This is a genomic window from Kitasatospora sp. NPDC003701, from assembly GCF_053587085.1.
The window spans coordinates 26,057-38,761 of sequence record NZ_JBSFNM010000041.1 but is presented as its reverse complement, the minus strand read 5'-3'; the positions used below and the strand labels follow the sequence as shown (position 1 = coordinate 38,761).

The following is a 12,705-nucleotide window of genomic DNA, read 5'->3' as shown; positions in this document are numbered from 1 at the left end:
CGCCCCGCGACCCGCGCCCCAGCGCCACCCGCAACGGCCGCTGCGCCGCACGCCCCCGCCGCACCTCCCACCACCTCCCGACACCACCCGCGCCCCGGTCCGCCCCGGCGCACCGGCCCGCCCCTCCACCCCTGCCCACCTCTGCCCGCCCCTCCCCACCACCGCCCACCTCCCGTTCCCCCCACCCGTGGGCCATCTCATGGGTCGGGACGGGAATGCCGGTCGATGACCCCGTGGTTGGCACACTGGTGGTGGTGCACGCCCGGACGGGGCAGCACGCCGCCGCATCGCGACCGCGACGCGGCGGTGCGGCGTGGGCGGCAGCGCACACCGAACAGCACGCAGGCAAGCAGGCTGCAGAGACGGGCAGCACAGAGGAGGCTTCAGCCAGGTGATCCAGCATCCCGTCCGTCCGGTACGCCGTGCCCAGCCGACTCCGCCCGTGCGGAGCCGGCTCCAGTCGCTCGTCCCGGGCCGCCAGCGCCGTCCGCGCCGGATAGCCATGCTCAGCGTCCACACCTCCCCGCTGCACCAGCCCGGCACCGGTGACGCGGGCGGGATGAACGTCTACATCGTGGAGCTGGCCAAGCGCCTCGCCGAGCTCGACATCGAGGTCGAGGTCTTCACCCGGGCGATCTGCTCGGACGACGCGCCCACCGTGGAGCTGGCCCCCGGCGTCCTGGTGCGCCACGTCACCGCCGGTCCGTACGAGGGCCTGGTGAAGGAGGACCTGCCGGCCCAGCTCTGCGCCTTCACCCACGGCGTGCTGCGCACCGAGGCCGGCCACCGCCCCGGCCACTACGACCTGGTGCACTCGCACTACTGGCTCTCCGGCCAGGTCGGCTGGCTGGCCGCCCAGCGCTGGGGCGTGCCGCTGGTGCACACCATGCACACCATGGCGAAGGTCAAGAACGCCGCGCTGGCGGAGGGTGACACCCCCGAGCCGGCCGCCCGGGTGATCGGCGAGACGCAGGTGGTGGAGGCCGCCGACCGGCTGATCGCCAACACCACCGAGGAGGCCGCCGAGCTGGCCCTGCACTACGCGGCCCGCCCCGACCAGCTCGCCGTCGTCCACCCGGGCGTCAACCTGGACGTCTTCCGCCCCGGCGCCCCGGGCACGCACGCCGCCGCGCGGGCCCGGCTCGGCCTGCCGCAGGACGCCGCCGTGCTGCTGTTCGCCGGCCGGATACAGCCGCTGAAGGCGCCGGACGTGCTGCTCCGGGCGGTCGCGGCGCTGCTGGAGAGGCGGCCGCAGCTGCGCGAGCGGCTGGTGGTCCCGGTGGTCGGCGGTCCGTCCGGCACCGGCCTGGCCAAGCCGGAGAGCCTGCACAAGCTCGCCGCCCAGCTGGGCATCGGCGACGTCGTCCGGTTCCACCGGCCGGTCGGCCAGGCCCTGCTCGCCGATTGGTACCGCGCGGCGACGGCGCTGGTGATGCCCTCGTACAGCGAGTCCTTCGGGCTGGTGGCGCTGGAGGCGCAGGCCTGCGGCACCCCGGTGGTGGCCGCCGCGGTCGGCGGCCTGCCGGTCGCCGTCCGGGACGGCGTGACCGGCGCGCTGGTCCGCGGCCACGATCCGCAGGACTGGGCGCACGCGCTGGAGCCCTACGTCACCCAGCCGGCGCTGGTCGCCCGGCAGGGTGAGGCGGCGGCCCGGCACGCCGCCGGATTCGGCTGGGACACGGCGGCGGCGACCACCGCCGAGGTGTACGCCGGCAGCCTGGCCCGCCCGGCGGGCCGGCTCAGCGGATCGCGGCTCCGACTGGCCTGAGCACCCCGGCCGACGCGGATCTGCTGCAGATCTGCTGCTGCGCGCCACCGGTACCGCCGAGTAACGTCACTCCCATGGCAATCCGCACCAAGGACGAGGCCCTCACCCTCCTGCGCACCGCCCTGGACGACGCCGGGGTGGCCTGGGAGCCGGCCACCACCGACCCGTACACCCTGGTGGCGACCCTCCCGGGCACCCGCAAGCTGAACACCACCTGCGCCCTGCGGGTCGGCGACCACACCCTCTCGGTGAACGCCTTCGTGATCCGCCGCCCGGACGAGAACCACGAGGCCGTCTACCGCTGGCTGCTGGAGCGCAACACCCGGCTGTACGGCGTCGCCTACGCGATCGACCCGCTCGGCGACGTCTACCTGGCCGGCCGGCTGCCGCTGGAGGCGCTCACCGCGGACTCCGTCGACCGGCTGCTCGGCACGGTGCTGGAGAGCGCCGACGAGCCGTTCAACACGCTGCTGGAGCTGGGTTTCGCCTCGGCGATCCGGCGGGAGTGGGAGTGGCGCACCAAGCGCGGCGAGTCCACCCGCAACCTGGCCGCCTTCGCGCACCTCGCTGCGCCGACGTCGGCGCAGCCGCAGCAGCCGTAGCGGCCCGGGCCCGGCGTACCGGGCACCGGACCGCGCTCCGCCTCAGGAGCCGGCCGGGGCCTTCGCCGCCGTCCCGACCGCGGTCCGTGCTTCCGCCGTCCCGACCGCCGTCCCCGCCGCCGCCTCGACCAGCGGCGACGCCTCGGCCACCGGCGACGCCGCGGGCTTCACCTGTGCCTCGACCGCGACCTCGACCACCGCGTCCACCGGTGTCCGCGGCGCCGGTACGGCGGCCGTCGCCGCCCCCGGGCGCCGTCCGAGCAGCACGTGCCCGGCCGCCGCGACGGTGCCGCAGACCGCGCAGGCGCCCCACATCACCGTGCTGCCGGCCCGCTCCAGCAACACCCCGCCGACGGCCGGGCCGAGGAACGAGGCGAGCGACCAGGAGAGCGAGTAGACGCCCTGGTAGCGGCCGCGGGCGTGGGTCGGCGACAGCTCCGCGACCAGGCCCATCATGGTCGGCGTGTTCAGGATCTCGCCGATCGTCCAGACCGCCACCGTGAACGCGTAGAACCACGCCGAGGACCCGGCGAGCGCGGTCAGCCCGAAGCCCCAGCCGATGAACAGCCCGCTGGCGACCAGCAGGGCGGTCCGGTTGCGGCCCTCCATCCACCGGGTGAGCGGGATCTGCAGCACCACGATCAGCAGGCCGTTGAGGCCGATGACCAGGCCGTACTGGGTCGAGGTGATGCCGGCGCGGCCCATGTCCACGGCGAGGGTGGTGCTGCCCTGCTGGGCGACCAGGGCGAGCAGCAGGTTGAGCGCCACGACCGCCATGAAGCGGCTGTCCCGGAAGACCGTGCCCAGGCCGATCGCGGGCTGGTCGACCCGGGTGGCCGGGGCGTCCGGCTTGGTCTCGGGGATCCGGACGAAGATCACCACCGCGCAGACCAGCGTGGAGAGCGCGTCCAGCAGGAAGAGCGTGAGGTAGCCGTGGGTGGCGATCAGGCCGGCGGCGGCCGCCGAGAGGCCGAAGCCGATGTTGATCGCCCAGTAGTTCAGCGAGTAGGCGCGGACCCGGTCCTCGGCGGGCACGATGTCGGCGATGATCGCCGAGGTGGCCGGGCGGGTGGCGTTGTTGCAGAAGCCGACCAGGAAGGCGACCGCGGCGATCGCCACCTGGCCGTCGGCGAAGCCGAGCACCGCCGTGAACAGCGCGGTACCGAGCTGGGCGGCGACCAGGGTCGGCCGCCGCCCGATCCGGTCGGTCAGCACACCGGCGACGAGCGCCGCGATCGCCGAGCCGAGGCCGAACAGCGAGGCGACCAGGCCCGCGTACGAGGCCGAGTAGCCCCGGTCGGTCGTGAGGTAGAGGGCCAGGAAGGTGACGACGAACGCGCCGAGCTTGTTGATCAGGGTCGACGTCCAGAGCCACCAGAACTGCCGGGGCAGGCCGCCCACCGTCTCGCTCGCTGCGCTTCGGATACGGGCGGGAAGGCGTGAATGGGGCATGTGGGGGCTCCCGGGCGGCAGGCATCCCGCTGAGCGGACCGGCATGTCCGCGCTGCGGTGAGGTAAGTGTCACTAAGGCGATGCACACATTACACAGGGCTGCGGGTCCCGACCAGGGGTTTACTGGGCTCCATTAAGCTGGGGGCCATGGCTGACACGACGTACCGACTCATTCTCCTTCGCCACGGCGAGAGCCAGTGGAACCAGAAGAACCTGTTCACCGGTTGGGTCGACGTCGACCTCAACGAGAAGGGCGAGAAGGAGGCCGCACGTGGTGGCGAGCTCCTCGCCGCCGAGGGCCTCTTCCCCGATGTGCTGCACACCTCGCTGCTGCGCCGGGCGATCCGCACCTCGCAGATCGCCCTGGACAAGGCCGACCGCCACTGGATCCCGGTCAGCCGCAGCTGGCGTCTGAACGAGCGCCACTACGGCGCCCTCCAGGGCAAGGACAAGGCCCAGACCCTGGCTGAGTTCGGCGAGGAGCAGTTCCAGCTCTGGCGCCGCTCGTACGACACCCCGCCGCCGGCGCTCGCCGACGACGCCGAGTACTCGCAGGCCGGTGACGCCCGCTACGCCGACATCCCGAGCGAGCTGCGCCCGAACACCGAGTGCCTCAAGGACGTCGTCGACCGGATGCTGCCGTACTGGTACGACGCCATCGTCCCGGACCTCGCCGCCGGCAAGACCGTCCTGGTCACCGCCCACGGCAACAGCCTGCGCGCGCTGGTCAAGCACCTCGACGGCATCTCCGACGAGGACATCGCCGGGCTGAACATCCCGACCGGCATCCCGCTGGTCTACGAGCTGGACGCCGACTTCAAGCCGGTCGCCAAGGGCGGCCGCTACCTCGACGCGGACGCCGCCGCGGCGGCCATCGAGGCCGTCAAGAACCAGGGCAAGAAGTAATCCGCTTGCCGCGACGGCCCCGCCCCCCCGATCCGGGGGAGGCGGGGCCGTCGCCGTTCTGCTCGACGGCCCAACCCGCTTGTGCCGCAAGGGGGTTCGGCGATTCGCCAAGGTGGTTCAGACCATTGACGGTCGGCCCGGGGGCTCCTACCGTGTGAGCACTGACCTGGCACAGGCATGCCAACGGATCTTCCGCGGCCGCCGCGCCCCCACGCGCGCGCGTCTGTGTCCGGCGCACTCTCCATCCACCCCCACGGAGGAGCACCATGCGCACACGTCATCTCGTCGGAGCGGCCGTCGCCGCGCTGGCCGTCCCGCTCACCGTCGCCCTGCCGGCGCAGTCGCACGGCTACATCTCGACCCCGCCCAGCCGGGCCGCGCTCTGCGGGGCGGGGACGGTCACCAACTGCGGTGCGATCCAATGGGAGCCGCAGAGCGTCGAGGGGCCGAAGGGCTTCCCGGGCAGAGGGCCGGCCGACGGCACCATCTGCGCCGGCGGCAACAGTCGGTTCGCCGAGCTGGACGACCCGCGCGGCGGCAACTGGCCCACCACCAAGGTGACGGCGGGGCAGCAGCTCACCTTCACCTGGAAGTTCACCGCCCGGCATGCGACCACGAACTTCAAGTACTACCTGACCAAGGCCGGCTACAACGCGGCCCAGCCGATCACCCGGGCCGCTCTGGAACTGACGCCGTTCCTGACCGTCCCGTACAACGGCACCCAGGTGCCGAGCACCGTCAGCCACTCCGCGACCATCCCGAGCGGCCGGACGGGCCACCAGGTGGTCGTCGCGGTCTGGGAGATCGCCGACACCGGCAACGCCTTCTACTCCTGCACCGACGTCCGGTTCTGACCGGCGCTCCACGGGTGAGGAGGCCGGCGGCCGGAGCACGCCGGCCGGGAAACCGGGGTGCACGACCGTCTCCCACGGCGGCCGTGCACCACGGAGCTCCGTGGGGTGCGCCGGTCCTCAGTGGCCGCAGCAGCCGCCGCTGACACCGCCGCACTGGCAGGGTGCACCGGACTGGCAGCCGCAGCCGCAGCCCGGGCCGCAGCCGCAGCCGGCCGCGAGGACGGGCAGCAGCTTCGGGGCGGGCGGCTCGACGATGTCGTGGGCCGGTGCCGGTCGGGTCGGGTTTGCCTTCATCGCGCTGGAACCCTCCTTGTGACGGGCACACTTCGGTGCCTACGGCATCGAGTGAAACCGCCGTTCGGACGGAGCGTCAATGGGCGCGCAGTGGTGGGAAGCCCCTCGGGTCGTGCGCCCCCACCACCCCTGCCCGAGGTTTACTCACCCCACGGGGTGAGCGCAGGCGGTCCGGGACGGTACGGGCCCGCTGAACCGGACCCTCGGCCGGGCCGGCACCGGAGCGGTCGGTCCGCCCGGAGCGGGCGCGGGGCGGCCTGCCCGGATCGGGAGACGGCGACGCCTCCGGAGGCGGGACCGACCCTGCCTCCGGAGGCGCCGTGCCGCACCCGGGATCACTCCCCGGCAGCGGCCTCCGAGGCGGCCACGAAGTCGTCCACGTGCTCGCCGGTCACCAGGTACACCACGCGCTTGGCCACCGAGACCGCGTGGTCCGCGAAGCGCTCGTAGTAGCGGCCGACCAGCGTGACGTCCACCGCGGTCTCGATCCCGTGCTGCCAGCGGTCGTCGATCAGGTGCGCGAACAGGTCGCGGTGCAGCGCGTCGATCGCGTCGTCGTCCTGCTCCAGCTCCAGCGCCTTGTCGACGTCCTTGGTGGCGATCACCAGGCCCGCCTTGGCCACCAGCCGCTGGGCGAGCTGGCCCATCTCCAGGACGGTCGCGTGCAGGTCGCTCGGCACCGCCGACTCGGGGTAGCGCAGCCGCGCGACCTTGGCCACGTGCCGGGCGAGGTCGCCACAGCGCTCCAGGTCGGCGCTCATCCGCAGCGAGGTGACGACGATGCGCAGGTCGGTGGCGACCGGCTGCTGGCGGGCGAGCAGGTCGATCGCCCGGTTCTCCAGCTCGTGGTGCAGGTTGTTGATCTTCTCGTCGGCGGCGATCACGCTCTCCGCCAGCGCCAGGTCCGCGTCGAGGAGCGCGGTGGTGGCCCGGCCCAGGGCGGAGCCGACCAGCCGGGCCATCTCGATCAGGCTGTCGCCGATCGAGTCGAGTTCCTCGTGGTACGCGTCGCGCATGCTCTCTCCTCAGTAGCTGTGTCGGTGGCGGTGCCGACCGGTCGTTCCGTACGACCGTCGGTACGGCGTGCGGATGACCGCTGCTGGTGGCGCGCATCGTACGCGCGCACCGGGGACGACGGACAGGCGTTCGATCCGCCGGCCCCTCCCACACGGGCTGCGTGGCCAACTTTGGGCCGTCCGGGCGACCACGCACGACCCGTGCGATGAATCGGCAGCTACGTGGAGGTGAATTCTCGGCAACGGGCGGCCGATCCCTTGATCCGACCCTGGAGGAGTGACCACGTCGTGCGCTTAGGCTGGCGGTATGGACGTGAACGTGGCCGCCGCCGCTGCCTGCGCCATAGCCGGGCTCGGCGTCGGCCTCACGGCCTCCATCGCCTTCCGTTGGAGCGAGCGCGAACAGGCCAAGGGCAGATACGGCGGCACCAACGGCAGAACCCGGCAACAGGGGCTCACCAGCCCTGCCCACGAACCCCCGCTCCCCCCGGGGGTCGACACCGTCCTCTCCGTGCTGCGCTCCTGCGCGATCGTGCTCGGCGAGGGCGACGAGGTGGTCAAGGCCAGCTCGGCGGCGTACGCGATGGGTCTGGTGCGCGGCGGCGCGGTCGCCGTCGACCAGATGCTCGCGCTGGCCCGGGCCACCCGCCGCGACGGCGAGATCCGCCAGGTCGAGCTGGAGGTGCCCCGCCCGGGTGCGGCGAGGGCCGCCGAACCGCTCGCGGTGTCGGTCCGGGTCGCCCCGCTGGGCTCCCGGCTGGTCCTGGTCCTGGTCGAGGACCAGACCGACCGCCGCCGGGTCGAGGCGGTCCGCCGCGACTTCGTCGCCAACGTCAGCCACGAGCTCAAGACCCCGGTCGGCGCGCTCTCGCTGCTCTCCGAGGCGGTCGCCGACGCGTCCGACGACCCCGAGGCGGTCCAGCGCTTCGCGGGCCGGATGCAGATCGAGGCGACCAGGCTGGCCAGCCTGGTCCAGGAGATCATCGACCTCTCCCGGGTCCAGGACGACCGGCTGATGGTCGACCCGGAGCCGGTCGCGGTGGACGAGCTGATCGCCGAGGCGATCGACCGCTGCCGCCAGCAGGCCGCCGCCAAGCAGATCCTGATCGCGGCCGGCGGCATCGCCGGTCTCTACCTGCACGGCAACCGCGGCCAGCTCGCCGCGGCCCTCGGCAACCTGGTCGAGAACGCCGTCAACTACAGTCCGCCGCGGACCAGGGTCGCGATCGCCACCCGCCGGATCTCCAGCGCCGCCGCCCTCGGCGAGGCCGACGGCGAGCTGATCGAGATCTCGGTGACCGACCAGGGCATCGGCATCTCCGAGAAGGACCGCGAGCGGGTCTTCGAACGCTTCTACCGGGTCGACCCGGCGCGCTCACGGGCGACCGGCGGCACCGGCCTCGGCCTCTCCATCGTCAAGCACGTGGCCGCCTCGCACGGCGGCACCGTCTCGGTGTGGAGCGTCGAGGGCCAGGGCTCCACCTTCACCGTGCGCCTGCCCGCCGGGCAGGCCCCCGAGGACCACACGCTCCCCGCCGGGGAGTCCGCACAACCCCTGTCAGACACAACCCCCCAGCTTGCCCCGGAGGCCTGATCGTGACCCGAGTACTGGTGGTCGAGGACGAGGAGTCGTTCAGCGACGCTCTCTCGTACATGCTCCGCAAGGAGGGCTTCGAGGTGGCCATCGCCGCCACCGGCCCCGACGCGCTGGAGCAGTTCGAACGGAACGGCGCCGACCTCGTCCTGCTCGACCTGATGCTGCCGGGTCTGCCCGGCACCGAGGTCTGCCGCCAGCTCCGCGTGCGCTCGAACGTCCCGGTGATCATGGTCACCGCCAAGGACAGCGAGATCGACAAGGTGGTCGGTCTGGAAATAGGTGCGGACGACTACGTCACCAAGCCGTACTCCACCCGCGAGCTGGTGGCCCGGATCCGTGCGGTGCTGCGCCGGCGCGGCGAGACCGAGGGCCCTGGCGACGGCGGCGGCCCCGGTGCCCTGGAGGCGGGCCCGGTCCGGATGGACGTCGACCGCCACGTGGTCACCGTCGACGGTGCCAAGGTCGACCTGCCGCTCAAGGAGTTCGACCTGCTGGAGATGCTGCTGCGCAACGCGGGCCGGGTGCTCACCCGGATGCAGCTGATCGACCGGGTCTGGGGCGCCGACTACGTCGGTGACACCAAGACCCTCGACGTCCACGTGAAGCGCCTGCGGGCGAAGATCGAGCCGGACCCGGGCGCGCCGCGCTACCTGGTCACGGTCCGTGGCCTCGGCTACAAGTTCGAGCCGTAGCCGGACCGGGCCCCGCGGCACCGGGGGCGGGGTGGGCGGCGCGAGCCGGCCACCCGGCCCCTGGGCCCCGCCCCCGTTCGCGGAGACCGACGAAGGACCCCTCCGGGCAACCGCCCGGAGGGGTCCTTCGCGTGGGCCCGAAGGCGCCGTACCCCGGGGCCGTGCGCCCGCGGGCGCCGTACCCCGGGGCCGTGCGTCAGTGGGTGCCGGCGGTCGGCGAGGCGGTGCCGGCCGTCGTGGCCGCACCGGTGGTGGCCGGCGCGCCGGCGGGGGCGGTGGCCGCGCCGGACGTGGAGGCGGAGGCGGACGGCGAGCCGGCGGCCTTGGACGGCACGGCCGCCGGGGAGGCGGTCGGGCCCCAGCCCTTGTACAGCCCCTTGTTCGGGCTGACCGCGGCCTCGGTCGCGACCTTCTCGCCGTTCTTGAAGGCGAAGGCGGTGGGCACGAAGCCGCCGACGTGCACGCTGGCGGAGGCGACCCGGGCGGACGGGTTGCCGTCGCCGCCGAGCAGCACCGCGCCGCCGGCCGGGACGACGATGGTGCTCAGCGGAGCACCCTTCTCGTCGGCGAAGACGGCGGTGGCGCCGTCGCCCACCACGATGGACTGGAGCTCGACGGGCTCCGCCCCGGTGTTGCTGATGTTCACCGACACGTTGGCGGGGCCGGTGTGCTCGCCGGAGGACTCGTCCCCGGTGACGACGACGATGTTGTTCAGCAGGAGGTCCGTGCCGAGCGTCGCCGAGGCGTTGTCGGGCTTGATCTCCAGGGTCTCCGCGTTGTTGCCGGCGGAGCAGGACGACAGCGAGGCGATGGCGAGGGCGGCGATGGCGGCGATGCTGCCGACTCGAATGCTGCGGCTCACGGCGGCGGCTTCTCCTAGGTCACGTGTCGGGTGGTCAGGTCTCAGATTATCGACCCCGTTTATGCGCAGCTCACGGGGTGGTCCCCGTGTCGCGCCTCCGGAGTCCGCCCGGCGCCCGTACGGCGGCACGGCGCCGCGCCCGGAGGCCGTGCATCGCCGTGTCCCGGTCAAGTGATGACCAAGATCGGATCACGATCGGGAAACGGCCCGATAAACGGTGAAATCTCAAGATCCAATCACGGTTTCGGGAGTGTTGCCGCAGGTTTCGGTGGGCGCCGGAACCGCCTCCGACCTGCGGGAAGCCCGCGCCGAACGTCGCCCGCAGCACGTCATGGGGGTCCTTGTCAAGCCCCGAGACCGGCCCTGACCTGCGAAAACGCCCTTCGGGTGCGCCGAAAAGCGTGTTATTCTGGAAAGCCACGGAAGGGGTCCTGTCACATGACGTTCAAGGTTGGCGACACGGTGGTCTACCCCCATCACGGGGCCGCGCTGATCGAGGCCATCGAAATTCGCCAGATCAAAGGTGTGGACAAGACCTACCTGGTGCTCAAGGTGCAGCAGGGAGACCTGACGCTCCGCGTGCCCGCCGAGAACGCGGAGTTCGTCGGCGTGCGCGATGTAGTCGGCCAGGAGGGTCTGGACCGGGTCTTCGAGGTGCTTCGCGCACCGTACACCGAAGAGCCGACCAACTGGTCCCGTCGCTACAAGGCGAACCTGGAGAAGCTCGCTTCGGGTGACGTTATCAAGGTCGCCGAGGTTGTGCGCGACCTCTGGCGCCGCGAGCGCGAGCGCGGTCTGTCCGCCGGCGAGAAGCGCATGCTCGCCAAGGCGCGCCAGATCCTCGTCAGCGAGCTCGCGCTGGCCGAGAACACCAACGAGGACAAGGCGGAGACGCTGCTCGACGAGGTGCTCGCCTCGTAGTGCAGCCGGGCCAGTGCCCACCGCTCACACGCTCACAGCGCCCGATGCCGGCGCGCCGCCCACCGGACGAATCGCCCGGTGGTGGTGCAGTGGCACTTCGGGCGCTGAGGCGTGTCCGGACGACGCCCCGCACCCGACGCACCCGAACCGGCCTCGCACCCGAACCGGCCGGCCCCGGGCGCGCATGACCGTTTCTGCGTGTTCTGCGTGCTTCTGTGGGCGGGAGACCGTGGAGCTTTTCGGAAGGGGTCCCGCGCGCCCGTCGTGCACGCCATGGCCATACCCACTTCGCCGAAGGAGTGAAACCTGAACGCCACAGGAGCAGTTGCAGCAGCGGTGGTGCCCGCCGCCGGACGCGGTGAGCGGCTGGGGCCCGGAGCCCCCAAGGCCCTGCGGGAGCTGGGCGGGGTGCCGCTCCTGGTGCACGCCGTCAGGGCGCTGACCCGCAGCCGCGCGGTCGGCCTGGTCGTGGTCGCCGCACCGGCCGACGGGGTGGCCGAGGTGGTCGGACTGCTCGACACCCACGGCCTGGACGGCAAGGACATCCGGGTGGTGCCGGGCGGGGCGACCCGCCAGGAGTCGGTCCGGCTCGGCCTCGCCGCGATCCCGGCCGAGGTGGAGATCGTCCTGGTGCACGACGCCGCCCGCCCGCTCGTCCCGGTCGAGGTGGTGGACGCGGTCGCGGCCGCCGTCCGCGCCGGCGCCGAGGCGGTGGTGCCGGCGGTGCCGCTCGCCGACACGGTCAAGCGGGTCGAGCCGAACCCGGGCGGACCGGAACCGGTGCTCGACACGCCCGACCGGTCCACCCTGCGGGCCGTCCAGACGCCGCAGGGCTTCCGCCGGGAGACGCTGGCCGAGGTGCACGCCAAGGCGCTGGCCGAGGAGGACGCCGCAGGTGCCGACGCGCTGCCGCCCGTCACCGACGACGCCGGCCTGGTGGAGCGCTTCGGCGGCCGGGTGGTGGTGGTGCCCGGCCACGAGGAGGCGTTCAAGGTGACCCGCCCGCTGGACCTCGTGCTCGCCGAGGCCGTTCTCGCCCGCCGGAGGGCCTCCGATGCCTACTGACCCGACCCGGGCCGCCGACCCGCAGGCCGCCGACCCGACGCAGGCCGCTGCTCCGGCGCGGGCCGCCGACCCGCAGGTGCCGCTGATCCCCCGGGTCGGCATCGGCACCGATGTGCACGCCTTCGAGGCCGGACGCCCGCTGTGGGTGGCCGGCCTGGAGTGGCCGGGCGCCGAGTACGGCCTGGCCGGGCACTCGGACGCCGACGTGGCCGCGCACGCCTCCTGCGACGCGCTCTTCTCGGCCGCCGGGATCGGCGACCTGGGCGCGCACTTCGGCACCGACCGGCCGGAGTGGTCCGGCGCGTCCGGGGTCCGGCTGCTCGGCGAGGCGGCCCGGCTGGTGCGCGAGGCCGGCTTCGAGATCGGCAACGTCTCGGTGCAGGTGATCGGGGTCCGCCCGAAGATCGGCAAGCGCCGGGCCGAGGCGCAGGCCGCGCTCTCGGCGGCGGTCGGCGCGCCGGTCTCGGTGTCCGGCACCACGACGGACGGTCTCGGCCTCACCGGCCGGGCCGAGGGGCTGGCGGCGATCGCCACCGCGCTGGTGTACGAGCGCCGTTGAGCCGGGGCGGGCGCTTGCGGGGGCCGGGGCGGGCAACCGAGGGGCCGGGCCGGCCCGGTGGGCCCGGACGGGTGATCCGTACCGGGAATACCCGTCCGGTGACGAGTGTTCAGGAGC

General features: G+C 73.2%; 13 protein-coding genes. 9 read left to right on the top strand and 4 right to left on the bottom strand.

The features are described from left to right. Positions 1-391 precede the first annotated feature (391 nt). Positions 392-1,768, top strand: coding sequence for a D-inositol-3-phosphate glycosyltransferase (gene mshA / locus ACWDRR_RS30130; protein ID WP_449775399.1), 1,377 nt, complete (start codon positions 392-394; stop codon positions 1,766-1,768). Positions 1,769-1,842: 74 nt separating this feature from the next. Next, positions 1,843-2,370, top strand: a complete 528-nt coding sequence (locus tag ACWDRR_RS30125; RefSeq protein WP_449775398.1) for a YbjN domain-containing protein — start codon at positions 1,843-1,845, stop codon at positions 2,368-2,370. Positions 2,371-2,412: 42 nt separating this feature from the next. Here ACWDRR_RS30125 and ACWDRR_RS30120 read toward each other — a convergent pair whose 3' ends face one another. Next, positions 2,413-3,822, bottom strand: coding sequence for an MDR family MFS transporter (locus ACWDRR_RS30120; RefSeq protein WP_449775397.1), 1,410 nt, complete (start codon positions 3,820-3,822; stop codon positions 2,413-2,415). Positions 3,823-3,969: 147 nt separating this feature from the next. Between ACWDRR_RS30120 and ACWDRR_RS30115 the strand changes: the two genes are divergently transcribed. Together ACWDRR_RS30115 and ACWDRR_RS30110 are read left to right on the top strand one after the other, a co-directional pair. Beyond that, positions 3,970-4,728, top strand: a complete 759-nt coding sequence (locus tag ACWDRR_RS30115; RefSeq protein ID WP_449775396.1) for a phosphoglyceromutase — start codon at positions 3,970-3,972, stop codon at positions 4,726-4,728. Between the two features lie 266 nt (positions 4,729-4,994). After that, positions 4,995-5,582: a lytic polysaccharide monooxygenase gene (locus ACWDRR_RS30110; RefSeq protein ID WP_449775395.1), complete on the top strand. Its 588-nt coding sequence runs from the start codon at positions 4,995-4,997 to the stop codon at positions 5,580-5,582. A gap of 117 nt (positions 5,583-5,699) precedes the next feature. Here ACWDRR_RS30110 and ACWDRR_RS30105 read toward each other — a convergent pair whose 3' ends face one another. Further along, positions 5,700-5,876, bottom strand: coding sequence for a hypothetical protein (locus ACWDRR_RS30105; RefSeq protein ID WP_449775394.1), 177 nt, complete (start codon positions 5,874-5,876; stop codon positions 5,700-5,702). Positions 5,877-6,211: 335 nt separating this feature from the next. Then, positions 6,212-6,892: a phosphate signaling complex protein PhoU gene (gene phoU / locus ACWDRR_RS30100; protein ID WP_449775393.1), complete on the bottom strand. Its 681-nt coding sequence runs from the start codon at positions 6,890-6,892 to the stop codon at positions 6,212-6,214. A 307-nt stretch (positions 6,893-7,199) separates the two neighbouring features. Between phoU and ACWDRR_RS30095 the strand changes: the two genes are divergently transcribed. Together ACWDRR_RS30095 and ACWDRR_RS30090 are read left to right on the top strand one after the other, a co-directional pair. Further along, positions 7,200-8,486 (top strand): sensor histidine kinase, encoded by a 1,287-nt coding sequence (locus ACWDRR_RS30095; protein ID WP_449775392.1) that lies wholly within the window; start codon positions 7,200-7,202, stop codon positions 8,484-8,486. Positions 8,487-8,488: 2 nt separating this feature from the next. Further along, a complete protein-coding gene (locus ACWDRR_RS30090) occupies positions 8,489-9,181 on the top strand; it encodes a response regulator transcription factor (protein WP_360634367.1) in 693 nt (230 codons plus the stop codon). A gap of 196 nt (positions 9,182-9,377) precedes the next feature. Here ACWDRR_RS30090 and ACWDRR_RS30085 read toward each other — a convergent pair whose 3' ends face one another. Beyond that, a complete protein-coding gene (locus tag ACWDRR_RS30085; RefSeq protein WP_449775391.1) occupies positions 9,378-10,043 on the bottom strand; it encodes a DUF461 domain-containing protein in 666 nt (221 codons plus the stop codon). Between the two features lie 438 nt (positions 10,044-10,481). Here ACWDRR_RS30085 and ACWDRR_RS30080 point away from each other — a divergent pair, with 438 nt between their 5' ends. The 3 genes from ACWDRR_RS30080 (at position 10,482) to ispF (ending at position 12,588) form a co-directional block, all read left to right on the top strand. Further along, positions 10,482-10,964 carry a CarD family transcriptional regulator gene (locus tag ACWDRR_RS30080; protein ID WP_030244332.1) on the top strand — a complete coding sequence of 161 codons (483 nt, stop codon included), beginning with the start codon at positions 10,482-10,484 and terminating at the stop codon, positions 10,962-10,964. Between the two features lie 306 nt (positions 10,965-11,270). Beyond that, a complete protein-coding gene (gene ispD / locus ACWDRR_RS30075) occupies positions 11,271-12,029 on the top strand; it encodes a 2-C-methyl-D-erythritol 4-phosphate cytidylyltransferase (RefSeq protein ID WP_449775445.1) in 759 nt (252 codons plus the stop codon). Beyond that, a complete protein-coding gene (gene ispF / locus ACWDRR_RS30070) occupies positions 12,019-12,588 on the top strand; it encodes a 2-C-methyl-D-erythritol 2,4-cyclodiphosphate synthase (protein ID WP_449775390.1) in 570 nt (189 codons plus the stop codon). The genes ispD and ispF overlap by 11 nt, the downstream gene beginning before the upstream one ends. The last annotated feature ends 117 nt before the right edge of the window (positions 12,589-12,705 follow it).

Coding starts and splice junctions, on each gene's coding strand:
- ACWDRR_RS30125 (WP_449775398.1), top strand. CDS start 1,843: ATGGCAATCCGCACCAAGGACGAGGCCCTCACCCTCCTGCGCACCGCC.
- ACWDRR_RS30120 (WP_449775397.1), bottom strand. CDS start 3,822: ATGCCCCATTCACGCCTTCCCGCCCGTATCCGAAGCGCAGCGAGCGAG.
- ACWDRR_RS30115 (WP_449775396.1), top strand. CDS start 3,970: ATGGCTGACACGACGTACCGACTCATTCTCCTTCGCCACGGCGAGAGC.
- ACWDRR_RS30110 (WP_449775395.1), top strand. CDS start 4,995: ATGCGCACACGTCATCTCGTCGGAGCGGCCGTCGCCGCGCTGGCCGTC.
- ACWDRR_RS30105 (WP_449775394.1), bottom strand. CDS start 5,876: ATGAAGGCAAACCCGACCCGACCGGCACCGGCCCACGACATCGTCGAG.
- phoU (WP_449775393.1), bottom strand. CDS start 6,892: ATGCGCGACGCGTACCACGAGGAACTCGACTCGATCGGCGACAGCCTG.
- ACWDRR_RS30095 (WP_449775392.1), top strand. CDS start 7,200: ATGGACGTGAACGTGGCCGCCGCCGCTGCCTGCGCCATAGCCGGGCTC.
- ACWDRR_RS30080 (WP_030244332.1), top strand. CDS start 10,482: ATGACGTTCAAGGTTGGCGACACGGTGGTCTACCCCCATCACGGGGCC.
- ispF (WP_449775390.1), top strand. CDS start 12,019: ATGCCTACTGACCCGACCCGGGCCGCCGACCCGCAGGCCGCCGACCCG.